Below are 22,799 nucleotides of genomic sequence, written 5' to 3' on the forward strand. Positions count from 1 at the left end.
CGTAGCCGCCACCCGGCACATGGGTTACTTCACATCAAACCGGTCCAAATCCATCACTCGCGCCCACGCGGCAACAAAATCACGGACGAACTTCTCGTGTGCATCACTGCTGGCGTAAACTTCGGCCAGCGCACGCAGGACGGCGTTTGAACCGAAGACCAGATCGGCGCGGGTCGCGGTGTATTTCACTTCCCCGCTTGCACGATCGCTACCGGCAAACAGCTCGTTTGAGTCGTCGGTCGCTTTCCACTGGGTGTTCATATCCAGCAGATTAACGAAGAAGTCGTTGCTCAGCACGCCCTCGCGGTTGGTAAACACGCCATTCTTGCTGCCATCGAAGTTTGCACCCAGTACGCGCAAACCGCCGATCAGCACCGTCAGTTCCGGCGCGGTCAGGGTCAGCTGCTGGGCTTTGTCGATCAGCAGCGACTCCGTGGTGGACACATCCACCTGTGCGCGATAGTTACGGAAACCGTCGGCAACCGGTTCGAGCAGGTTGAACATCTCGATATCCGTCTGGTCCTGACGCGCATCCACGCGGCCTGGGGTAAACGGTACGTTAACGTAAACGCCAGCCGCTTTCGCCGCCTGCTCAACGCCCACAACACCCGCCAGCACGATGATATCCGCCAGAGAGGCTTTATTAGTGGTGCGCTGAATAGCTTCGAGAGCCGGTAACGCCCGCACCGCCGCGGCGTTCACATCCCAGTCGCGCTGAGGCGCCAGCGCCAGACGCGCACCGTTAGCGCCGCCACGCTTGTCGCCGCCACGGAAGGTCGATGCCGACGCCCAGGCTACGGAAACCAGCTCACTTACGGAGAGACCAGAGGCCGCGATTTCCGCTTTCAGGCTTTCAATATCTTCCTGCGTCGGATAGAACACCGGCTGAGGCAGCGGATCCTGCCAAATCAGATCTTCCTTCGGTACTTCCGGGCCGATGTACCGTGCTTTTGGCCCCATATCGCGGTGGGTCAGCTTGAACCACGCGCGCGCAAAGGCTTCGTTGAAGGCCTGCGGATCGTTCAGGAAGCGACGGGAAATTTTCTCGAATTCCGGATCAAAACGCAGCGTCAGGTCGGTGACCAGCATGGTTGGCTTGCGTTTTTTCGACGGGTCGAACGGGTCAGGCATAATTTCCGGCGCATCCACGGCTTCGAACTGAATTGCGCCCGCCGGGCTACGCGTCTGCACCCATTCGTATTTGAACAGGTTCTCGAAGAAGTAGTTGCTCCACTGGGTCGGGGTTTGAGACCAGATAACTTCCAGCCCGGAGGTGATGGCGTCAGCGCCAATACCGGTGCCGTGCGTGCTGGCCCAGCCCAGGCCCTGCGCTTCAATCGGCGACGCTTCCGGGTCAGTGCCCACGTGCGTGGCTTCACCTGCGCCGTGCGTTTTACCGAGCGTATGGCCGCCCGCAATCAGCGCGACGGTCTCTTCGTCATTCATGCCCATGTTGCCAAAGGTAGCGCGGATCGCCGCCGCCGCAGATAGCGGTTCACCGCTGGCGTTCGGCCCTTCCGGGTTAACGTAAATCAGGCCCATTTCAGTGGCCGCAAGCGGGCGCTTCGCCAGCGCTTCCGGGTCACGGTGGGTCAGCCAGGCTTTTTCATCGCCCCAGTTCACGTCCAGATCCGGTTCCCAGACGTCTTCACGCCCGGCACCGAAACCAAAGGTGCGGAAGCCGGAGTTCTCCAGCGCCACGTTACCCGCGAGGATAAAGAGGTCAGCCCAGGAGATTTTTTGTCCGTATTTTTGCTTAATTGGCCACAGCAGGCGGCGAGCCTTATCCAGGCTGACGTTATCCGGCCAGGAGTTCAGCGGTGCAAAGCGTTGCTGACCGCGTCCGGCGCCGCCGCGACCGTCAACGGAGCGATAGGTACCCGCACCGTGCCAGGCCATACGGATAAACAGGCCCGCATAGCTGCCCCAGTCGGCAGGCCACCACGGTTGTGAGTCGGTTAACAGTGCTTTGAGATCGCCCTTAAGGGCGGAATAGTCGAGCTTGCTGAATTCTTTGCGGTAGTCGAAGTCTTCACCCAGAGGGTTAGAACGGCTGGAGTGTTGATTAAGTAGATCGATGCGAAGTTGTTTAGGCCACCATTCTTTGCTGCCGGTACCTGCACCCGCGCTATGATCGACGCCGCCCTGGTGGAACGGACATTTGCCGGCGGATGCCGCGTTATTGGTCTCGTCTGACATGCTCATCGCTATGCTCCCTTTACAGTGTTACCGTTACGATATACACCACTAGCGATAAGAGATAGTTGAATTAATCCACAGATTCGATAGCTAATACCTTTTAACTCTCCGTTCGATTAAAAAACCCTCACTTTATGAGGGTTTTTTACTTTACAGCGCCGGGCGAACACCGAGCGTATGGCAAATGGCGTAGCTCATTTCCGCGCGGTTCAGGGTATAGAAATGGAAATCTTTCACCCCTTCGCGACTTAAAATCTTCACCATGTCCATCGCAATATTGGCCCCCACCAGCTTACGGGTTTCCGGATCGTCGTCCAGCCCTTCGTACATTTTGGACATCCACAGCGGAATGCGCACGTTGGTCATATCAGCGAATTTCTTCGCCTGTTTGAAGTTCGAGACCGGCAGAATGCCAGGAATGATTTCGACATCAATACCCGCCGAGACGCAGCGGTCGCGAAAGCGCAGGTAGCTTTCCACGTCAAAGAAGAACTGAGTAATCGCGCGGTTAGCACCGGCCTCCACTTTACGCTTCAGGTTGAGCAGATCCGCCTGGGCGCTTTTGGCTTCCGGGTGAACTTCAGGGTAGGCGGCCACGGAGATATCAAAGTCGGCAACGTCTTTCAGCAGCCCGACCAGATCGGTGGCATACATCTCCGGCTTGCCGCTGCCTGGCGGGAGGTCGCCGCGCAGGGCCACAATGTGGCGAATGCCGTTATTCCAGTAGTCCTGGGCAATGGCGCGTAGTTCATCACGGGTGGCGTCGATACAGGTCAGGTGCGGTGCCGCTTCCAGACCGGTTCGATCTTTAATGCCCTTAATGATGCTGTGCGTGCGGTCACGCTCACCGGAGTTGGCGCCGTAGGTCACAGAGACGAACTTCGGCTTGAGGCTGCTCAGGCGATCGATAGAGCTCCACAGGGTTTGCTCCATTTCACTGGTGCGCGGCGGGAAAAATTCAAAAGAGACGTTAATCTGGCCGTTTACTTCGGCCAGGCTCTGATTCAGGGCTTCCCGCTGGTTGGCGTGAAAAAAGCTCATACCTTACCTCTATCTTTCGCGTGTCGTTGTTTGTTGTGTTGTGAACTTCTATACGTTTAGACGTCCAGATGTAAAAATGACGGAAAAGCGGGATGACGTCAACAGAAATAATCAACATTAACGGTGAGGTTTGTTCAGGGAAGATGAAGGGCGCTCATGATGGGGGTGAGTGCGGTCTGCTGCCCTCACCCTAACCCTCTCCCACGGGGAGAGGGAACAAGCGAAATTACAGCAGCTTAGCCAGACGATTAATATCAGACTGAATGGCTCCGGCGGTGACATCGCGTCCCGCGCCCGGGCCACGGATCACCAGCGGGTTATCGCGATACCAGCGGCTTTCGATGGCGAAGACGTTGTCGCACGGCAGGAGCGCCGCCAGCGGATGTTCAGGGCGCACCGCCTCCACGCCCACGCGCGCTTTACCGTTCGCCTCGAAACGCGCCACGTAACGCAGCACCAGGCCCATCTCGTTAGCCGCTTCCAGACGTTGCACCATCTGCTCGTTCAGCTCGTCACCGTTCTCGAAGAAGTGATCGACGGACCCCTCCTCGCAGCCCGCAGGCACCAGAGACTCAACGCGTACCTGACCCGGCTCAATGTCGTAGCCGGCTTCACGCGCCAGGATCACCAGCTTACGCATCACATCTTTACCGGCAAGGTCAACGCGCGGATCCGGCTCGGTTAAGCCCTGCTGCCACGCCTGATCCACCAGGTCGGTGAACGGAACGGTGCCGTCAAACTGCAAAAACAGCCAGGAGAGCGTGCCGGAGAAGATCCCGCTCAGCGCCAGAATGCTGTCGCCGCTTTCAATCAGGTCGCGCACGGTATGGTTCACCGGCAGGCCCGCGCCAACGGTGGCGTTATACAGCCAGTGACGGCCCGTTTTTTCGAATGCGTCATGGATCTGACGGTATTTATCAGTGCTGCTCGCGCCCGCCAGTTTGTTGGCGCTGATGACGTGGAAACCGTGGCTGGCGAAATCCAGATACTGATCGGCCAGCTGTTCGCTGGCAGTCACGTCCAGCACCACCAGATCGTCGTACGGGTGCGCGCGCATCCACAGGAACAGCGACTCTTCATCCTGCTCAACCGCTTCATCGTTAAAGAAGGCCAGCGCCCGGCTGGCGTCCAGCCCTTCGTAGTTCAGCAGGCTGCGGCGGCTGTCCACCACCCCTGCCAGAATAAATTCAAACCCGGTACGCGCCGAAAGCGTCACCTGCTCGCGGGCGAACAGCTCCAGCCAGCGGGAACCGATGTTCCCTTTCCCGAACAGCACCAGGCCGATGCGTTTTTCCGCGCGGAACAGGGAGGTGTGCAGACCCTGAATCAGGCTTTCGGTTGGCCCTTTACGCAGCACGGCAACCAGACTGATGCCCTCTTCCGACTGCCAGGTGAACTCCACCGGCTGACCTTTCAGCTGCTGCCAGAAGCGGTGGCAGTGGAGCGGGTTACGGGTGACGCCCGCACCCACCATCGCCACCAGCGCCAGCCCCTGACGCAGGCGAAGCTCGCCCGGCAGGCCCGCTTCATCCAGAATTTTCAGGGCGCTGTCCACCACTTCAGCGGTATAGCAGAACTGCAACAGCTGACGATCGTTATGTACGCCAACGGCCAGCGGACGCACCTGGGCACGTTTCAGGATGGTGTCGATATCTTTGTGTGCCAGTTTGAAATCCTGGCCCGCAGGCACCTGGAACTCAATCAGGCAGATGTCATCATGGCTGGTGACAATGCGCGCGCCCGTACCGGATGCCAGCACGCGTTCAATGCGGGTGGAACCCTGATCCGGCGTGTAGCTACAGCGTAGTTGCAGGTCGATGTCGCTGCCGGAAACCGGCTGTAGCGTGCGCGCGTGCAGCACCGGGGCCGCCAGACGCGCCAGTTCGCTCGCTTCGTCGAGACGCAGCAGCGGCAGCAGGCAGGCATCTTTTACTTTGCGCGGGTCCGCGCTGTAGACACCGGCCACGTCGCTCCAGATGGTGACGCGGGACACGCCCGCCAGGGCGCCAATCTGCGTAGCCGAGTAGTCAGAGCCGTTACGGCCCAGCAGAACGGTTTCGCCCGCATTGCTGCGACTGATAAAACCGGTGACGACAATACGTTTACCAGGATGTTGCACCAGCAGCTGTTGCAGCAGCGGGTAAGACAACCCTTCGTCCACCTGCGGCTGTGCGGCGCGTTCGGCACGCAGGAAATCACGCGCGTCGAGCCAGGCGGCTTCCACACCAAGATGTTGCAGCACGGCGGCCATCAGGCGCGCAGACCATACTTCACCGTGGCCAACCACTTCCGCATACACTGCATCAGTAATGCCGCTGTCCAGCAGAGCGGCCAGACGCTCAAGGTCGTGCGTAAAAGCGCTAATCAGCCCGTCCGCCACGTCCGCAGGCAGCAAACCGGCAATCAGTTCACTCTGGTAACGACGTAAGGACTGTTGCACCTGATGCGCAGAGAGGCGATCGGTCTGGCTCAGTTTCAGCCAGCTAATCAACTGATTGGTGGTGCTGCCCGCCGCAGAGACAACCATCATGTCCCCCGGCTGTGAATACTCGGTCATGATCCCTGCGACACGCAGATAACATTTCACATCAGCAAGACTACTACCACCAAACTTGTGCAGCTGACGACCCTTCGTCCCTGCCTGCGCTATCACACTCATGATTACCCCTTGGCTGCGACCCGGAAGCCATTTTCCAGATCGGCAATTAAATCTTCAGAATCTTCAATACCGGTCGAGATACGCAGCAGCGTCTCGGAAATCCCGGCGGCGGCACGTGCTTCGGGTGCCATACCTGCGTGCGTCATGGTTGCGGCGTGGGAGATCAAGCTTTCTACTCCCCCTAAGGATTCCGCCAGCGTAAACAATGACAACCCGCTCAGGAAGCGACGCAGCGTTTGCTCGTCACCGTCCAGTTCAAAACTTAACATTGCGCCAAATCCTTTCTGTTGGCGCGCGGCAATCTCGTGCCCCTGATTTTCCGGCAGCGACGGGTGATAAAGCTTCTTCACCAGCGGCTGGGTTTTCAGGAAATCCACGATCGCCTGAGCATTGCGTTGCGCCACGTCCATACGCGGCGACAGCGTGCGAATGCCGCGTAACAGCAGATAGCTGTCGAAGGCCCCGGCGGTGACGCCAATGTTATTCGCCCACCATGCCAGTTCGGTGACAACGTCAGGATCTTTGGCAATCACCACGCCCGCGACCACGTCAGAATGGCCGTTCAGATATTTTGTGCATGAATGCAATACCAGATCGGCACCCAGTGCGAGTGGGTTCTGAAGGGCCGGACTGAGGAACGTATTATCCACTACACTTATCGCTCCCGCATCCCTTGCGAGCTGACAAATTTTCGCAATATCGACTACGCGCAACAATGGATTGCTTGGACTTTCCACCAGCACCAGCTTCGGCTGCTCGGCAAGCGCCTGTTTCAGCGCCTGTTCGTCGTTTTGATCGACAAACAGCACACGGTAGCAGCCACGTTTCGCCAGGCTATCAAACAGACGATAGCTGCCGCCATAACAGTCGTGCGGCGCCACCAGCAGATCGCCAGGTTTCAGGAACACCGTAGTCACCAGGTGAATGGCAGACATGCCGGTATTGGTTAATACCGCACCCGCGCCGCCTTCCAGTTCCGCCAGCGCGCGCTGGGTGACGTCACGCGTAGGATTGCCGCGACGCGAGTAGTCATGCGCGCGGGGTTCATTAAATCCGGTGAAATTATAGGTGCTGGAGAGATGAATTGGCGGGACAACGCAGCCGTACTGCTCGTCATCATTCAATCCGCTACGCACTGCGATGGTGGCCTGTTTACGCGTCATGGTGAGGCTTCCTGGCGAATGAGGTGAAAAGTCAGGCACCAGAGTAAACATTGAAAGTATGGACGTCAATACATCTGGACATCTAAACTTCTTTGCGTATAGATTGAGCAATGTGCAAATAGCCGTTAAAATTATATGCTTTAGGACACGCTACAGCGGCAATATCCGTGCCTCGGTATCGTCTCTACGGTAAACTACGCAAGATTACGGTTCAAAACTGATGGTTACCGGTTTTGCACCTTTAGATTAATGACTGAGAGGATTAAAGGTATCTCATGGCTGAATGGAGCGGCGAATATATCAGCCCATACGCTGAGCACGGTAAGAAGAGTGAGCAAGTCAAGAAAATCACGGTGTCCATTCCTCTGAAGGTGTTGAAGATCCTCACCGATGAACGTACGCGTCGTCAGGTGAACAACCTGCGTCACGCCACCAACAGCGAACTGCTGTGCGAAGCGTTCCTGCATGCGTTTACCGGCCAACCGTTGCCGAACGATGACGATCTGCGCAAAGAGCGCAGTGACGAAATTCCAGAAGAGGCGAAGGTGATCATGCGTGAACTGGGTATCGACCCGGATACGTGGGAATACTGATAAGCGGATACAAAAAAGGCACCTTGCGGTGCCTTTTTTTCGGGAAACTTATTTAGCGCCCGGGATGCTGAAACGCTTGTTGAAGCGGTCAACACGGCCACCGGTTGCAACATCACGCTGCTTACCAGTGTAGAACGGGTGGCATTTGCCGCACACGTCCAGGTTCAGATCGTGACCCACGGTAGAGCGGATCTGGATAGAGTTACCGCAAGAGCAGTTTGCAGTAATCATTTCGTATTTCGGGTGAATATCTTTTTTCATGGGAGAACCTCAGTTAAGGCCGCGTCGCTCTTCCAGCCCTAACGCCAGACACCACGCGATGTTGAATGTAAGTTCTTTGGCGTAAAATACACCAAAGGCGGCGAATCATACAGAATTTGACCAACGTATGCAAACTGATCCGCACGCCGCTTTCACTAATGTGTATACTAACGCGCCACTTTTCAAGTCAGGAAGATTCGATGCCCGTCGCTCACGTTGCCCTGCCCGTTCCGCTTCCCCGCACCTTTGACTACCTGCTGCCCGACAGCATGAGCGCCAAAGCGGGCTGTCGCGTGACCGTGCCGTTTGGCAAACAGCAGCGCGTGGGGATCGTGGTGTCCGTCAGCGAACACAGCGAACTGCCGCTTAACGAGCTGAAATCGGTTGTTGAGGTGCTGGACAGCGAGCCGGTTTACTCCACCAGCACCTGGCGACTGCTGCTGTGGGCGGCAGATTATTATCATCATCCGATTGGCGACGTGCTGTTCCATGCCCTGCCCATTATGCTGCGCCAGGGCAAGAGCGCCAGCCACGCACCAATGTGGTACTGGTTTGCCACCGAGCAGGGCCAGGCTGTGGACATTAACAGCCTGAAGCGCTCGCAGAAACAGCAGCAGGCGCTGGCCGCGCTGCGCCAGGGAAAAATCTGGCGCCATCAGGTCGACGAGCTTGAGGTAAGCGAAACCGCGTTGCAGGCATTAAGGAAGAAAGGGTTGAGCGAGCTGGCCAGTGAAGCACCTGCCCTTCACGACTGGCGCGACGGCTTTTCCGTCTCGGGCGATCGCCTGCGTCTGAATACCGAGCAGGCCACCGCCGTAGGCGCGATTCACAGCGCCGCCGACCATTTTTCCGCCTGGCTGCTGGCGGGCGTCACCGGCTCCGGTAAAACCGAAGTATATCTGAGCGTGCTGGAAAACGTGCTCGCGCAGGGCAAACAGGCGCTGGTGATGGTGCCAGAAATCGGCCTGACGCCGCAAACCATCGCGCGTTTTCGTGAACGCTTTAATGCGCCCGTTGAGGTCCTACACTCCGGCCTGAACGACAGCGAGCGCCTCAGCGCCTGGCTGAAAGCGAAAAACGGCGAAGCGGCGATTGTGATCGGCACCCGTTCATCGCTGTTTACGCCGTTTAAAAATCTCGGCGTTATCGTGATCGATGAAGAGCATGACAGCTCCTATAAACAGCAGGAAGGCTGGCGCTATCACGCCCGCGACTTAGCCGTGTACCGCGCCCACAGCGAGCAAATCCCCATTATTCTTGGGTCCGCCACCCCCGCGCTTGAAACGCTGCACAACGTTCGCCAGCGTAAATACCACATGCTGCGCCTGACGCGCCGCGCGGGAAATGCCCGCCCGGCCATTCAGCATGTGCTGGATTTGAAAGGCCAGCAGGTGCAAGCCGGGTTAGCGCCTGCGCTGATTAGCCGCATGCGCCAGCATTTGCAGGCGGGCAACCAGGTGATCCTGTTCCTGAACCGCCGCGGCTTCGCGCCTGCGCTGCTGTGCCACGACTGCGGCTGGATCGCGGAGTGCCCGCGCTGCGATCACTACTACACCTTCCACCAGGCTCAGCGCCATTTACGCTGCCACCACTGCGACAGCCAGCGTCCGGTCCCCCGTCAATGCCCGTCCTGCGGCTCAACGCACATCGTGCCGGTCGGTCTGGGAACGGAACAGCTTGAACAGGCGCTCGCGCCCTTCTTCCCGGACGTACCCATCTCCCGTATCGACAGGGATACCACCAGCCGTAAAGGGGCGCTGGAGCAGCAGCTTGCGGAAGTACATCGCGGCGGCGCGCGCATCCTGATTGGTACTCAGATGCTGGCGAAAGGGCACCACTTCCCGGACGTGACGCTGGTCGCCCTGCTGGACGTCGACGGCGCGCTGTTCTCCGCGGATTTTCGCTCCGCCGAGCGTTTCGCCCAGCTTTATACCCAGGTTGCCGGTCGCGCTGGTCGAGCGGGTAAGCAGGGCGAGGTGGTGCTGCAAACGCACCACCCTGAACATCCGCTGCTGCAAACTCTGCTGCACAAAGGCTATGACGCCTTCGCGGACCAGGCACTGGCCGAACGTCAGACGATGCAGCTTCCCCCATGGACCAGCCACGTTATCATCCGTGCGGAAGATCATAATAACCAGCAGGCTCCGCTGTTCCTGCAACAGCTGAGAAACCTCCTGCAAGCCAGCCCGCTGGTGGATAATCAGCTGTGGATTTTAGGCCCGGTACCCGCGCTCGCCCCGAAACGCGGGGGCCGTTTCCGCTGGCAACTCTTACTTCAGCACCCCTCGCGTATCCGTTTACAGCAGATCGTCAGCGGCACGCTGGCGCTGATCAATACCCTACCGGAAGCGCGAAAAGTGAAGTGGGTTCTTGACGTCGATCCGATTGAAGGCTGAAGACGGATCGAAAAATTTAATGCGCCTCACACTTTTTATGAAAATTCTGTAACCGATTCCATTAACTATCTGTAAAAATGGTGCTGTCCGCAGTTCGGTGTTCAGGCGAGGAGAAGACGTTGAAGTCCAGGAAAGAGGTTGCCTCGGCGACCATGAAAGACGTTGCCGAGAAAGCACAAGTCTCAACAGCAACCGTGTCCCGCGCATTGATGAACCCTGACAAAGTCTCCCAGGCGACCCGAAACCGGGTTGAAAAGGCGGCGCTTGAGGTCGGTTATTTCCCGCAAGCCATGGGGCGCAACGTTAAACGCAACGAATCCCGCACCATCCTGGTGATCGTGCCGGATATCTGCGATCCCTTCTTCAGCGAAATCATCCGCGGCATTGAGGTCACGGCCGCCGCCCAGGGCTATCTGGTGCTGATTGGCGATTGTGCTCACCAGAACCAGCAGGAAAAAACGTTCATCGACCTGATCATCACCAAGCAGATTGATGGCATGCTGCTGCTTGGCTCACGCCTGCCGTTTGATGCCAGCATTGAAGAACAGCGCAATTTACCGCCGATGGTCATGGCGAACGAATTCGCGCCGGAGCTGGAGCTGCCAACCGTTCATATCGATAACCTCACCGCCGCATTCAACGCCGTGAACTATCTTCAGGAACTGGGGCATAAGCGTATCGGCTGTATCGCCGGACCAGAAGAGATGCCGCTGTGTCATTACCGCTTGCAGGGCTACGTTCAGGCGCTGCGCCGTACCGGGGCTATCGTCGATCCGCACTACATTGCGCGCGGTGATTTCACCTTTGAAGCGGGCGGGCAGGCGCTGGAAAAATTGCTGGCCTTGCCAGAACCGCCCACCGCGGTCTTCTGCCACAGCGACGTGATGGCGCTGGGGGCGTTATCCTACGCCAAACGTCACGGCCTGCGCGTGCCGCAGGACCTGTCGATAATCGGTTTTGATAATATTTCACTCTCGGAGTTTTGCGATCCGCCGCTTTCGACCGTTGCACAGCCGCGGTATGACATCGGCCGTGAAGCGATGCTGCTTTTGCTGGATCAACTGCACGGTCAATCAGTTAGCAGTGGGTCACGACTACTGGATTGTGAGCTGATTGTGCGCGGCTCTACCCAGGCATTAACTTAAAGTAAATACCTTTCGACACCCTTATCTGGTCAAAGCCCCGTCGCTTAAGTAACATGGCGGGCTGACGAACGAATAAATACAGCGAAACGATAGTGGCACAACGAGATTATGTACGTCGCGGCCAGCCGGCACCTTCGCGACGCAAAAAGAGTAGTTCAAAAAGCAAGCAACGCAGCCTGTCTGCTGTCTCCCCAGCTATGGTCGCCATTGCTGCGGCTGTGCTGGTGGCCTTTATTGGCGGCCTCTACTTCATTACGCATCATAAAAAAGAAGAGTCTGAAGCCCTTCAGGGTAACAAGGTCGTCGGCAACGGCCTGCCGCCGAAGCCTGAAGAGCGCTGGCGCTACATTAAAGAGCTGGAAAGCCGCCAGCCTGGCGTACGTGCGCCTACCGAGCCTTCTGCCGGGGGTGAAGTAAAGAATGCCGATCAGCTGACGGACGAACAGCGTCAATTGCTCGCTCAGATGCAGGCGGACATGCGCCAGCAGCCTACGCAGCTGAACGAAGTACCGTGGAACGAACAAACCCCGGCGCAGCGTCAGCAAACCTTGCAGCGCCAGCGTCAGGCTCAGCAGCAAACGCAACAGCAGCAGTGGACGCAGACGCAGCCGGTACAGCAGCCGCGTACACAACCGCAGCAGCAGACGCGTACCGTACAAACTCAGCCTGTCCAGCAGCAACCGAAGGCGCAGCCGCAGAAGCAAACGGCACAGCCGTATCAGGATCTGTTGCAGACGCCTGCGCATACCACTGCGCAACAGCCAAAAACGCAGCAGGCTGCGCCGGTCACCAAAGAGACCGAGGCACCGAAGCAGACGGCTGAGAAAAAAGATGAACGCCGCTGGATGGTTCAGTGCGGTTCGTTTAAAGGCGCCGAACAGGCAGAAACTGTGCGTGCTCAGCTGGCATTTGAAGGATTTGACTCACGCATTACCACCAACAACGGCTGGAATCGCGTAGTGATTGGACCGGTCAAAGGCAAAGAAAACGCAGACGGCACCATTTCCCGTTTGAAAGTGGCTGGCCACACAAACTGCATTCGACTCGCCTCCGGGGGTTGAAACCCCCAAAATCCCCCCCATCTATCATTTAATTCAGCCCTGAGCACAGGCTCAGGGCTTCTGTTTCCCGAATCTGTAACCAGGGGGTCTGCTCGTGACAACAATAGTAAGTGTACGCCGTAACGGCCAGGTGGTAATTGCCGGTGATGGCCAGGCCACGCTGGGTAATACCGTCATGAAAGGCAACGTGAAGAAAGTACGTCGTCTTTATAACGACAAAGTGATCGCCGGTTTCGCAGGCGGCACGGCTGATGCCTTCACGCTGTTTGAACTGTTTGAACGCAAACTGGAAATGCATCAGGGTCATCTGGTGAAAGCCGCCGTTGAGCTGGCAAAAGACTGGCGTACCGACCGCATGCTGCGCAAGCTCGAAGCGCTGCTGGCCGTGGCTGACGAAAACGCCTCGCTGATCATCACCGGTAACGGCGACGTGGTTCAGCCTGAAAACGACCTGATTGCCATCGGCTCTGGCGGCCCGTACGCCCAGGCCGCAGCCCGTGCGCTGTTGGAAAATACCGACATGAACGCGCGCGATATCGCGGTGAAAGCGTTGGATATTGCAGGTGATATCTGCATCTATACCAACCACAATCACACCATCGAAGAATTACCGTCTAAAGCGTAAGGATCGCCCATGTCTGAAATGACCCCACGCGAAATTGTCAGCGAACTGAACAAACACATTATCGGCCAGGACGACGCCAAGCGCTCCGTGGCTATCGCACTGCGTAACCGCTGGCGTCGCATGCAGCTCGACGAAGAGCTTCGCCACGAAGTAACGCCAAAAAATATTCTGATGATCGGCCCGACCGGTGTGGGTAAAACCGAAATCGCCCGTCGTCTGGCCAAACTGGCTAACGCGCCGTTCATCAAAGTTGAAGCCACCAAGTTCACCGAAGTGGGCTATGTGGGTAAAGAAGTGGACTCCATCATCCGCGACCTGACCGACTCGGCGATTAAGATGGTGCGTGTCCAGGCAATTGAGAAAAACCGCTATCGCGCCGAAGAGATGGCCGAAGAGCGTATTCTCGACGTGCTGATCCCACCGGCAAAAAACAACTGGGGACAGGCTGAACAGCAGCCTGAACCTTCTGCTGCGCGTCAGGCATTCCGCAAAAAACTGCGCGAAGGCGAGCTGGACGACAAAGAGATTGAGATCGATCTCGCTGCCGCGCCAATGGGCGTGGAAATTATGGCGCCTCCGGGCATGGAAGAGATGACCAGCCAGTTGCAGTCCATGTTCCAGAACCTGGGCGGACAGAAGCAGAAAGCGCGTAAGCTGAAAATCAAAGACGCGATGAAGCTGCTGATTGAAGAAGAAGCCGCGAAGCTGGTTAACCCGGAAGAGCTGAAACAGGATGCTATCGACGCGGTTGAGCAGCACGGAATCGTGTTTATCGACGAAATCGACAAGATCTGTAAGCGCGGCAACGCGTCCGGCCCGGATGTCTCACGCGAAGGCGTTCAGCGCGACCTGCTGCCGCTGGTGGAAGGTTGCACCGTCTCCACCAAGCACGGCATGGTTAAAACTGACCACATTCTGTTTATCGCCTCCGGTGCGTTCCAGATTGCCAGCCCGTCTGACCTGATCCCGGAACTTCAGGGACGTCTGCCAATCCGCGTCGAGTTGCAGGCGCTGACCACCGAAGATTTCGAACGTATCCTGACTGAGCCAAACGCTTCTGTGACCGTACAGTACAAAGCGCTGATGGCGACCGAAGGCGTGAACATTGAATTTACCGATGACGGTATCAAGCGCATCGCCCAGGCCGCGTGGCAGGTCAACGAAACCACCGAGAACATCGGTGCGCGTCGTCTGCACACCGTGCTGGAACGCCTGATGGAAGACATCTCTTATGATGCGAGCGACCTTAACGGTCAAAGCATTACCATTGACGCAGACTATGTGGGCAAACACCTGGATGCGTTAGTGGCAGATGAAGATCTGAGCCGTTTTATTCTATAATCGCGTTCAATGCATTTTCATCACTGTTGATGGGGGCTATGGCCCCCATTTTTATTGGCTAAATAACTATGACTGATATCAGCCGTACACAGGCGTGGCTCGAAAGTCTGCGCCCTAAAACGCTTCCTCTGGCTTTTGCCGCCATTATCGTCGGTACCACGCTTGCCTGGTGGCAGGGTCATTTCGATCCGCTGGTAGCAGGTCTGGCGCTTGTCACCGCCGGGCTGCTGCAAATCCTCTCTAATCTCGCCAATGATTACGGCGATGCGGTAAAAGGCAGCGACAAGCCTGACCGCATCGGGCCGCTGCGCGGGATGCAAAAAGGGGTGATTACCCAGGCACAGATGAAACGGGCGCTGATTATCACCGTGGTGTTGATTTGCCTGTCCGGGCTGGCGCTGGTGACGGTCGCCTCGAAAACCACCAGTGATTTCATTGGCTTCCTGGTGCTGGGCTTGCTCGCCATTATTGCAGCCATTACCTATACCGTCGGGACGCGTCCTTACGGGTATATTGGTCTGGGCGACATCTCCGTGCTGGTGTTCTTCGGCTGGCTGAGCGTGATGGGAAGCTGGTACTTACAGGCGCACACGGTGATCCCTGCCCTGTTCCTGCCGGCGACCGCCTGTGGTCTGCTGGCGACGGCGGTGCTGAATATCAATAATCTGCGCGACATCGATAGCGACCGCGAGAACGGTAAAAACACGCTGGCCGTGCGTCTGGGTCCGGTGAATGCACGCCGCTATCACGCCTGCCTGCTCATCGGCGCGCTGGTCTGCCTGGCGCTGTTCAATCTGATTTCGCTGCACAGCCTCTGGGGCTGGCTGTTTGTGCTCGCCGCACCGCTGCTGATTAAGCAGGCCCGCTACGTCATGCGTGAACTCAGCCCGGCCGCCATGCCACCGATGCTGGAACGTACGGTAAAAGGCGCGTTACTGACTAACCTGCTGTTCGTCATCGGGATTGTCTTAAGCCAGACGCTGAGTTAGCTGACAAATATCAATTAACAATTGATGATTTTGCCAACAACGCATTTCGCACGATATACTGAACACATTCGCAGCAACAGAGCGTTAAACCTATGAAATACGATACCTCCGAGCTTTGTGACATCTACCAGGAAGATGTCAACGTCGTTGAACCCCTGTTCTCCAACTTTGGTGGACGGTCGTCGTTTGGCGGACAAATCATCACGGTGAAATGTTTCGAGGACAACGGGTTGCTGTACGATCTGCTCGAAGAGAACGGTCGTGGTCGCGTCCTGCTGGTGGATGGTGGCGGTTCAGTTCGCCGTGCACTGATCGATGCGGACCTCGCCCGCCTTGCGGTGCAAAACGAGTGGGAAGGGATTGTGGTCTACGGTTCCGTGCGTCAGGTGGACGATCTCGAAGACCTGGATATCGGGATTCAGGCCATCGCGGCCATACCGGTAGGCGCAGCGGGCGACGGCATCGGCGAAAGCGACGTGCGCGTCAATTTCGGCGGCGTGACCTTCTTCTCGGGTGACCACCTTTATGCTGACAATACCGGCATTATCCTTTCCGAGGATGCGCTGGACATTGAGTAGTTAATCGGTGAGTAAAATTCATAATAAAACCGCCAACAGCAATGTGGCGGTTTTTTTGTCCCTCGGGATTCGCGGTCCGTTGGGTGATATTGCAACCTTTAACCAGGATTTTTATCTTACCCTGATTCATTCCTCAGGTAACCCCTGTCGACCCTTTATAAATTCCTAATTATGTGTGGAAACCTTAACTCCGCAGCTGTTGCTCATTATGATGCTGTGTCCCTTTCCGCCATCTCGCAAATGGGCATCGGTCCAGGGAAAGGTGTATTCACAACCGTAAAGCAACCTTTAACCGGGCTTGTGTCCACCGACTTATCACCGGTGGTGAACGGTGGAGCGGTAAGCAGCAGGGACCGCATAATGAAACGCTATTTATGTATCGCGTTCATTGTCGCCAGCGTACTCGTGGTAAAGAGCGATGAACCTGTTGGGTTTGTTGCTTTTGCTACGACAGCGCAGGACAAGTAGCGTTAAGGCCGCCCAGGGCGGCCTTTTTTATGGTTTGATGTCGGTTAGCGAAAACCATAAAAAAGCCGGGTGGCGGCTTCGCCTTACCCGGCCTGTTCAATGCATTCCCTAAGGAAATCAAACTTCTTCCATACGTCCCAGCAGCGCCTGCAAGCGTTCCTGCCAGCCGTTCTGCTGTTCGCGCAGCTGGTTGTTTTCGCGCTCCAGTTCTTCACGGCTGTGTTGAGCATTCTGAACTTCCTGTGACAGGGAGTTGTTTTTTTCTTTCAGCTCTTCAATTTCCATTTGCAGCAGCGTGATGGTGTCAATCGCCTGCTGTACTTTCGATTCCAGTTTCTCAAACACTTCTAAAGACATGATCCTACCTCTCCTGAATTGCAAGGCGACGCTTTAACGTAAACGCGCACAACATATGTTCCGATTGTATGGAGCGCCGTCGCCCCTGTCCAGCGGCATGCCACGCAGATCGCGGTTTGCAACACTTTTCGGCCTCGTCCTGGTGCGTTCGCCGCATATACCCCTAAGTTGTTAACCCATAAGTTAAAGAAATGATTCAGCCCATAATCATTATCTGATGCAAAAACGCGCTTTATGGCGCGAAAACGCTCATTTTATTGACGCAGACCACACATTTAGATTTCGATATTTCTCGTTTGTGCTCGTTAACGATAAATTAACACTATGTCTACAGGGCATCGTGACTGTCACGGGCGGTCACGCAAACAATAAACATTACTCTTTTGCAGGATTCCGATTATGAGTCAGACATCAACCTTAAAAGGCCAGTGTATTGCCGAGTTCCTGGGTACCGGGTTGTTGATATTCTTCGGAGTAGGCTGTGTCGCAGCACTGAAAGTGGCGGGTGCCAGTTTTGGTCAGTGGGAAATCAGTATTATCTGGGGTCTGGGCGTGGCGATGGCCATCTACCTGACCGCAGGGGTTTCCGGTGCACATCTTAACCCGGCGGTGACCATCGCGTTGTGGCTATTCGCGTGTTTTGACGGACGCAAAGTTGTTCCTTTCATCATTTCGCAATTTGCCGGCGCCTTTTGCGCAGCGGCGTTAGTTTACGGGCTTTATTACAATCTTTTCATCGACTTCGAACAGACGCATCATATGGTGCGTGGCAGTGTCGAAAGTCTGGATCTGGCAGGCATTTTCTCAACGTATCCGAATCCGCATATCAATTTTGTGCAGGCGTTCGCGGTTGAGATGGTGATTACCGCTATTCTGATGGGCGTCATCATGGCGCTGGGCGACGATGGAAACGGCATTCCGCGCGGCCCGCTGGCGCCACTTTTGATTGGCCTTCTGATTGCGGTAATTGGCGCATCCATGGGTCCGCTGACCGGCTTTGCGATGAATCCGGCGCGTGACCTGGGTCCAAAAACCTTCGCCTTCTTTGCGGGATGGGGCGATGTCGCCTTCACGGGCGGTAAAGACATTCCTTACTTCCTGGTTCCGCTGTTCGGGCCAATCGTAGGGGCGGCGCTGGGCGCATTCGGCTATCGCAAATTAATTGGTCGCCACTTACCGTGCGACACTTGTGTGGAAGAGGAGAAAGAGACGGCTTCCACCACACAACAAAAAGCTTCGCTGTAATCTGACTACGGGACACATACCATGACCGAAAAAAAATATATCGTTGCGCTCGACCAGGGCACCACCAGCTCCCGCGCTGTCGTAATGGATCATGACGCGAACATTGTCAGCGTGTCTCAACGCGAATTTGAGCAAATTTACCCGCGTCCAGGCTGGGTAGAACACGACCCGATGGAGATCTGGGCGTCGCAAAGCTCCACGCTGGTGGAAGTGCTGGCGAAAGCCGACATCAGTTCTGACCAGATTGCCGCTATCGGTATCACCAACCAGCGTGAAACGACTGTGGTCTGGGAGCGCGAAACCGGTAAGCCCATCTACAACGCCATTGTCTGGCAGTGCCGTCGTACGTCAGAGATCTGCGAACAGTTGAAGCGCGAAGGAATGGAAGAGTACGTGCGCAGCGCCACCGGCCTGGTGGTTGACCCCTATTTCTCCGGCACCAAAGTGAAGTGGATCCTCGACCACGTGGAAGGTTCACGCGAGCGCGCACGACGTGGCGAGCTACTGTTCGGCACCGTCGATACCTGGCTTATCTGGAAGATGACTCAGGGACGCGTTCACGTCACCGACTACACCAACGCCTCGCGCACCATGCTGTTCAACATCAACACCCTGGAGTGGGATGACAAGATGCTGGACGCGCTGGACATTCCGCGCGCCATGCTGCCAGAAGTCCGTAAGTCTTCAGAAGTGTACGGCCAGACCAACATTGGCGGTAAAGGTGGCACCCGTATTCCTATCGCCGGTATCGCCGGTGACCAGCAGGCGGCCCTGTTCGGCCAGCTGTGCGTCAAGGAAGGGATGGCGAAGAACACCTACGGCACCGGTTGTTTTATGCTGATGAACACCGGCGAGAAAGCGGTGAAATCAGAAAACGGTCTGCTGACCACCATCGCCTGCGGCCCGCGCGGCGAAGTGAACTATGCCCTGGAAGGCGCGGTATTCATGGCGGGTGCCTCCATTCAGTGGCTGCGCGACGAGATGAAGCTGATCAGCGACGCGTTTGACTCCGAATACTTCGCGACCAAAGTGAAAGACACCAACGGCGTGTACGTGGTGCCAGCGTTCACCGGTCTGGGCGCACCGTACTGGGATCCGTATGCCCGCGGCGCGATTTTCGGCCTGACGCGCGGCGTGAACTCAAACCACATCATTCGCGCGACGCTGGAATCCATCGCCTACCAGACGCGCGACGTGCTGGAAGCGATGCAGGCGGACTCCGGCATTCGTCTGCACGCCCTGCGCGTGGACGGCGGTGCGGTAGCCAACAACTTCCTGATGCAGTTCCAGTCCGACATTCTGGGCACCCGCGTTGAACGTCCTGAGGTGCGAGAAGTGACGGCGCTGGGCGCGGCGTATCTGGCAGGTCTGGCGGTTGGCTTCTGGCAAAACCTCGACGAGCTTCAGGAAAAAGCGGTTATCGAACGCGAATTCCGTCCTGGCATCGAAACCACCGAGCGCAACTACCGCTACAGCGGCTGGAAGAAAGCGGTGAAACGTGCCCTGGCGTGGGAAGAGCACGACGAGTAAGACAACCCCCCCTCACCCTAACCCTCTCCCCAAAGGGGCGAGGGAACTTAAAACACCCTCTCCCCTTTGGGGAGAGGGGCTCAGACCGCACCACCCCGCACCCTCCCCACTCTGTGATAAACTTCGTGCAATTCCTTTTGATTGTACGAGTACCTCATGAAACGTGAACTTGCTATCGAGTTTTCCCGCGTCACCGAAGCTGCCGCCCTCGCAGGCTACAAGTGGCTGGGCCGTGGCGACAAAAATACTGCAGACGGTGCAGCCGTCCACGCCATGCGCATTGTGCTTAATCAGGTCAATATCGATGGCACTATCGTCATTGGCGAAGGCGAAATCGACGAAGCGCCGATGCTCTACATCGGTGAAAAAGTCGGTACCGGTAAAGGCGATGCCGTGGATATCGCGGTCGACCCTATCGAAGGCACCCGCATGACGGCGATGGGCCAGGCCAACGCGCTGGCGGTACTGGCGGTGGGCGATAAGGGCTGCTTCCTCAACGCCCCCGATATGTATATGGAAAAACTGATCGTCGGTCCTGGCGCTAAAGGCGCTATCGACCTTAGCCTGCCGCTGGACGCCAACCTGCGCAATATCGCTGCGGCGCTGGGTAAAGCGCTCAGCGAACTCACCGTGACCATTCTGGCGAAACCGCGCCACGACGCCACCATTGCGTACCTGCAAGCGCTCGGCGTACGCGTGTTTGCTATTCCGGATGGCGACGTTGCCGCCTCTATTCTGACCTGCATGCCTGACAGCGAAGTCGACGTGCTTTACGGCATCGGCGGCGCGCCGGAGGGTGTGGTCTCTGCGGCAGTGATCCGCGCGCTGGACGGCGATATGCAGGCGCGTCTGCTGCCACGCCATGAGGTCAAAGGCGACAGCGACGAGAACCTTCGCATCGGTGCAGACGAACTGGCGCGCTGCGCGGCGATGGGCATCGAGGCCAATAAAGTGCTCGCGCTGAACGAGATGGCCCGCAGCGATAACGTGGTCTTCTCCGCAACCGGCATCACCAAAGGCGATCTGCTGGACGGCATCACCCGCAAGGGCAACATGGCCACCACTGAAACCCTGCTGATCCGTGGTAAATCCCGCACCATTCGTCGCATTAAGTCCATTCATTATCTCGATCGTAAAGATCCGGACGTACAGACGCACATTCTGTAAAACCGTTTGATCGATAGAGCTTTCCGGCCCGAATGGGCTGGAAATGTTTCCCGCAAGTACGGAAGATAGAAGAGAGAAACAGCACAGGAGAAGATCATGGCGGACTGGGTAACAGGTAAAGTCACAAAGGTACAGTTCTGGACCGATGCGCTATTTAGCCTCACGCTGCACGCTCCCGTTCATCCGTTTACTGCCGGGCAGTTTGCCAAGCTCGGGTTGGATATCGACGGTGAACGCGTACAGCGCGCCTACTCTTACGTTAATGCGCCTGATAACCCGGACCTTGAGTTCTATCTGGTCACCGTCCCGGACGGTAAGCTCAGCCCACGCCTCGCCGCGCTGAAACCGGGCGATGAAGTGCAGATTGTCTCCGACGCGGCGGGGTTCTTCGTGCTGGATGAAATCCCCGACTGTGACACGCTCTGGATGCTGGCGACCGGCACGGCCATCGGCCCGTATCTTTCCATTCTGCAATACGGCAAAGATCTGGAGCGCTTTAAAAATATCGTGCTGGTTCACGCCGCGCGCTACGCCGCAGACCTGAGCTATTTGCCGCAGATGCAGGCGCTGGAACAGCGATATGGCGGGAAGTTAAAAATTCAGACGGTGGTCAGCCGCGAAACCGCAGCCGGCTCGTTAACCGGTCGCGTTCCGGCGTTGATTGAAAGCGGCGCGCTGGAAGAAGCGGTGGGTTTACCGATGAATACCGAAACCAGCCATGTGATGCTGTGCGGTAACCCGCAGATGGTACGCGATACGCAGCAGTTGCTGAAGGATACCCGGCAGATGACGAAGCACCTTCGCCGCCGGCCGGGCCACATGACCGCCGAACACTACTGGTGATCAGCGGTACTTCACCTCAAGGGTATCTTTTCCATATTTGTTCTCGCTCTGGGTGCCGATAAACGCGCCCAGTTCGACAACCATCATTACAAAGATAACCGTCGGCAGCAGTCTGCCCACCACCCATGGGAGGATTGAGGGCAGCATTGACCAGTTCCCTGCCACCAGCATCCACGCCAGAATAATCAGGAAAGCCCATGCGCCGGAGCGGCCACGATCGTGCAGACGTTTCACCACCACGGCGGCGGTTGGCCACAGTAAACAGACCAGCGCAAATGCCGCCGTTTGCGTGTTCAGCCATGCGTTGTAGGCAACAAAAAACAGAAGCAGCATGGCGACAACCCACGTTGCAATCCAGATCCAGAAGTCACGGCGTCCAATACGCCCTTTGAATGAAAACAGCCACTGCTGTATGGTCATGTAAGGTTCCTTATTATTGTTTAGCCCGCATTTTACCCTGGAGTTGTGACCTTTTGACAAGCCGACCAGATATCGTTTTAATCATGGGCAATGACGGCCAGGGGCAATGTTGATGAAAAGTTCGGCACACTCTCTTTATTTGTGTTTAGCGATGCTGAGCGCCAGTTTTTCCCTGTACGCCGCGGAAACGGCTTCCCCGGTCACCGCCCCCTATCTTCTGGCGGGCGCCCCCTCTTTCGATCAATCTATCAGCCAGTTCCGCGAAGCCTTCAACAAAGAAAACCCCTCACTTCCGCTGGGAGAGTTCCGTGCGATTGACAGCGCCCGCGATACGTCGACCCTGACCCGCGCGGCCAGCAAAATTAACGAGAATCTGTATGCCTCTACCGCCCTTGAGCGCGGAACGTTAAAAATCAAAAGTATGCAGATCACCTGGCTGCCGATTCAGGGGCCAGAGCAGAAAGCGGCGAAAGCGAAAGCGCTGGAGTACATGAGCGCTATTCTGCGCGCCTTTACCCCCACCTTCACGAGAGCGCAAAGCCAGCAAAAGCTGCAAAAACTGCTTACCGCCGGGAAAAACAAACGCTATTACGCCGATACGGAAGGTGCCGTTCGCTATGTCGTCGCAGATAACGGCGAAAAGGGGCTGACCTTCGCGGTTGAACCGATTAAGCTGGCTCTATCAGACGCACTCGAGGGGGCGAATTAATGACAAAAA

At 56.7% G+C, this 22,799-nt stretch carries 20 protein-coding genes; 13 read left to right on the plus strand and 7 right to left on the minus strand.

Annotation, left to right across the window (positions count from 1 at the left end):
• Window positions 1-24: 24 nt before the first annotated feature.
• The 4 genes from katG to metB all read right to left on the minus strand — a co-directional run bounded on the left by katG (window position 25) and on the right by metB (window position 7,062).
• Complete coding sequence (gene katG, locus RS584_RS22620) at window positions 25-2,205, minus strand: catalase/peroxidase HPI (protein ID WP_315748672.1); 2,181 nt, start codon at window positions 2,203-2,205, stop codon at window positions 25-27.
• Window positions 2,206-2,349: 144 nt separating this feature from the next.
• Entirely contained in the window at window positions 2,350-3,240 is an 891-nt protein-coding gene (gene metF / locus RS584_RS22625; RefSeq protein WP_032104303.1) for a methylenetetrahydrofolate reductase, read from the minus strand.
• A gap of 226 nt (window positions 3,241-3,466) precedes the next feature.
• Window positions 3,467-5,899 carry a bifunctional aspartate kinase/homoserine dehydrogenase II gene (locus RS584_RS22630; protein ID WP_017383103.1) on the minus strand — a complete coding sequence of 811 codons (2,433 nt, stop codon included), beginning with the start codon at window positions 5,897-5,899 and terminating at the stop codon, window positions 3,467-3,469.
• A gap of 2 nt (window positions 5,900-5,901) precedes the next feature.
• Window positions 5,902-7,062 carry a cystathionine gamma-synthase gene (gene metB, locus RS584_RS22635; protein ID WP_017383102.1) on the minus strand — a complete coding sequence of 387 codons (1,161 nt, stop codon included), beginning with the start codon at window positions 7,060-7,062 and terminating at the stop codon, window positions 5,902-5,904.
• Between the two features lie 275 nt (window positions 7,063-7,337).
• Between metB and metJ the strand changes: the two genes are divergently transcribed.
• Entirely contained in the window at window positions 7,338-7,655 is a 318-nt protein-coding gene (gene metJ / locus RS584_RS22640; RefSeq protein ID WP_006179183.1) for a met regulon transcriptional regulator MetJ, read from the plus strand.
• Between the two features lie 48 nt (window positions 7,656-7,703).
• Here the strand turns inward: metJ and rpmE are convergent, their stop codons facing one another.
• Complete coding sequence (rpmE, locus tag RS584_RS22645; RefSeq protein ID WP_003862040.1) at window positions 7,704-7,916, minus strand: 50S ribosomal protein L31; 213 nt, start codon at window positions 7,914-7,916, stop codon at window positions 7,704-7,706.
• A 200-nt stretch (window positions 7,917-8,116) separates the two neighbouring features.
• Between rpmE and priA the strand changes: the two genes are divergently transcribed.
• The 7 genes from priA to rraA all read left to right on the plus strand — a co-directional run bounded on the left by priA (window position 8,117) and on the right by rraA (window position 16,051).
• Window positions 8,117-10,312 carry a primosomal protein N' gene (gene priA / locus RS584_RS22650; RefSeq protein WP_032104298.1) on the plus strand — a complete coding sequence of 732 codons (2,196 nt, stop codon included), beginning with the start codon at window positions 8,117-8,119 and terminating at the stop codon, window positions 10,310-10,312.
• A gap of 119 nt (window positions 10,313-10,431) precedes the next feature.
• Window positions 10,432-11,457 carry a DNA-binding transcriptional regulator CytR gene (gene cytR / locus RS584_RS22655; protein ID WP_017383100.1) on the plus strand — a complete coding sequence of 342 codons (1,026 nt, stop codon included), beginning with the start codon at window positions 10,432-10,434 and terminating at the stop codon, window positions 11,455-11,457.
• Between the two features lie 92 nt (window positions 11,458-11,549).
• Window positions 11,550-12,518 carry a cell division protein FtsN gene (gene ftsN / locus RS584_RS22660; RefSeq protein WP_017383099.1) on the plus strand — a complete coding sequence of 323 codons (969 nt, stop codon included), beginning with the start codon at window positions 11,550-11,552 and terminating at the stop codon, window positions 12,516-12,518.
• A 94-nt stretch (window positions 12,519-12,612) separates the two neighbouring features.
• Entirely contained in the window at window positions 12,613-13,143 is a 531-nt protein-coding gene (gene hslV, locus RS584_RS22665) for an ATP-dependent protease subunit HslV (protein ID WP_003862036.1), read from the plus strand.
• Window positions 13,144-13,152: 9 nt separating this feature from the next.
• Window positions 13,153-14,484 carry an HslU--HslV peptidase ATPase subunit gene (gene hslU, locus RS584_RS22670; protein ID WP_015569947.1) on the plus strand — a complete coding sequence of 444 codons (1,332 nt, stop codon included), beginning with the start codon at window positions 13,153-13,155 and terminating at the stop codon, window positions 14,482-14,484.
• Between the two features lie 62 nt (window positions 14,485-14,546).
• Window positions 14,547-15,473, plus strand: a complete 927-nt coding sequence (gene menA / locus RS584_RS22675; protein ID WP_087924327.1) for a 1,4-dihydroxy-2-naphthoate polyprenyltransferase — start codon at window positions 14,547-14,549, stop codon at window positions 15,471-15,473.
• 92 nt (window positions 15,474-15,565) lie between these two features.
• Complete coding sequence (gene rraA, locus RS584_RS22680; RefSeq protein ID WP_023304635.1) at window positions 15,566-16,051, plus strand: ribonuclease E activity regulator RraA; 486 nt, start codon at window positions 15,566-15,568, stop codon at window positions 16,049-16,051.
• A gap of 585 nt (window positions 16,052-16,636) precedes the next feature.
• On the opposite strand, the gene zapB is transcribed toward rraA, so the two are convergent.
• Window positions 16,637-16,876, minus strand: coding sequence for a septal ring assembly protein ZapB (gene zapB, locus RS584_RS22685; protein WP_003862031.1), 240 nt, complete (start codon window positions 16,874-16,876; stop codon window positions 16,637-16,639).
• A 399-nt stretch (window positions 16,877-17,275) separates the two neighbouring features.
• Between zapB and RS584_RS22690 the strand changes: the two genes are divergently transcribed.
• The 4 genes from RS584_RS22690 to fpr all read left to right on the plus strand — a co-directional run bounded on the left by RS584_RS22690 (window position 17,276) and on the right by fpr (window position 21,661).
• A complete protein-coding gene (locus RS584_RS22690) occupies window positions 17,276-18,121 on the plus strand; it encodes an MIP/aquaporin family protein (protein ID WP_015569943.1) in 846 nt (281 codons plus the stop codon).
• Between the two features lie 21 nt (window positions 18,122-18,142).
• Complete coding sequence (gene glpK / locus RS584_RS22695; protein ID WP_006808669.1) at window positions 18,143-19,651, plus strand: glycerol kinase GlpK; 1,509 nt, start codon at window positions 18,143-18,145, stop codon at window positions 19,649-19,651.
• Window positions 19,652-19,807: 156 nt separating this feature from the next.
• Window positions 19,808-20,818: a class II fructose-bisphosphatase gene (glpX, locus tag RS584_RS22700; protein WP_015569942.1), complete on the plus strand. Its 1,011-nt coding sequence runs from the start codon at window positions 19,808-19,810 to the stop codon at window positions 20,816-20,818.
• A 96-nt stretch (window positions 20,819-20,914) separates the two neighbouring features.
• Entirely contained in the window at window positions 20,915-21,661 is a 747-nt protein-coding gene (gene fpr, locus RS584_RS22705) for a ferredoxin--NADP(+) reductase (RefSeq protein ID WP_003862024.1), read from the plus strand.
• Here fpr and RS584_RS22710 read toward each other — a convergent pair whose 3' ends face one another.
• The gene (locus RS584_RS22710; protein WP_045907097.1) at window positions 21,662-22,081 is read right to left on the minus strand and encodes a DUF805 domain-containing protein; all 420 of its coding nucleotides are present in this window, start codon (window positions 22,079-22,081) and stop codon (window positions 21,662-21,664) included.
• Between the two features lie 112 nt (window positions 22,082-22,193).
• Between RS584_RS22710 and RS584_RS22715 the strand changes: the two genes are divergently transcribed.
• On the plus strand, window positions 22,194-22,790 hold the full coding sequence (locus RS584_RS22715; protein ID WP_315748675.1) for a DUF1454 family protein: 597 nt from the start codon (window positions 22,194-22,196) through the stop codon (window positions 22,788-22,790).
• The last annotated feature ends 9 nt before the right edge of the window (window positions 22,791-22,799 follow it).

Source organism: Enterobacter sp. DTU_2021_1002640_1_SI_PRY_ASU_LCPMC_013, assembly GCF_032389435.1.
GTDB classification, from domain to species: Bacteria; Pseudomonadota; Gammaproteobacteria; order Enterobacterales; family Enterobacteriaceae; genus Enterobacter; species Enterobacter hormaechei_C.

Coding starts and splice junctions, on each gene's coding strand:
- katG (WP_315748672.1), bottom strand. CDS start 2,205: ATGAGCATGTCAGACGAGACCAATAACGCGGCATCCGCCGGCAAATGT.
- metF (WP_032104303.1), bottom strand. CDS start 3,240: ATGAGCTTTTTTCACGCCAACCAGCGGGAAGCCCTGAATCAGAGCCTG.
- RS584_RS22630 (WP_017383103.1), bottom strand. CDS start 5,899: ATGAGTGTGATAGCGCAGGCAGGGACGAAGGGTCGTCAGCTGCACAAG.
- metB (WP_017383102.1), bottom strand. CDS start 7,062: ATGACGCGTAAACAGGCCACCATCGCAGTGCGTAGCGGATTGAATGAT.
- metJ (WP_006179183.1), top strand. CDS start 7,338: ATGGCTGAATGGAGCGGCGAATATATCAGCCCATACGCTGAGCACGGT.
- rpmE (WP_003862040.1), bottom strand. CDS start 7,916: ATGAAAAAAGATATTCACCCGAAATACGAAATGATTACTGCAAACTGC.
- priA (WP_032104298.1), top strand. CDS start 8,117: ATGCCCGTCGCTCACGTTGCCCTGCCCGTTCCGCTTCCCCGCACCTTT.
- hslU (WP_015569947.1), top strand. CDS start 13,153: ATGTCTGAAATGACCCCACGCGAAATTGTCAGCGAACTGAACAAACAC.
- rraA (WP_023304635.1), top strand. CDS start 15,566: ATGAAATACGATACCTCCGAGCTTTGTGACATCTACCAGGAAGATGTC.
- zapB (WP_003862031.1), bottom strand. CDS start 16,876: ATGTCTTTAGAAGTGTTTGAGAAACTGGAATCGAAAGTACAGCAGGCG.
- RS584_RS22690 (WP_015569943.1), top strand. CDS start 17,276: ATGAGTCAGACATCAACCTTAAAAGGCCAGTGTATTGCCGAGTTCCTG.
- glpK (WP_006808669.1), top strand. CDS start 18,143: ATGACCGAAAAAAAATATATCGTTGCGCTCGACCAGGGCACCACCAGC.
- glpX (WP_015569942.1), top strand. CDS start 19,808: ATGAAACGTGAACTTGCTATCGAGTTTTCCCGCGTCACCGAAGCTGCC.
- fpr (WP_003862024.1), top strand. CDS start 20,915: ATGGCGGACTGGGTAACAGGTAAAGTCACAAAGGTACAGTTCTGGACC.
- RS584_RS22710 (WP_045907097.1), bottom strand. CDS start 22,081: ATGACCATACAGCAGTGGCTGTTTTCATTCAAAGGGCGTATTGGACGC.
- RS584_RS22715 (WP_315748675.1), top strand. CDS start 22,194: ATGAAAAGTTCGGCACACTCTCTTTATTTGTGTTTAGCGATGCTGAGC.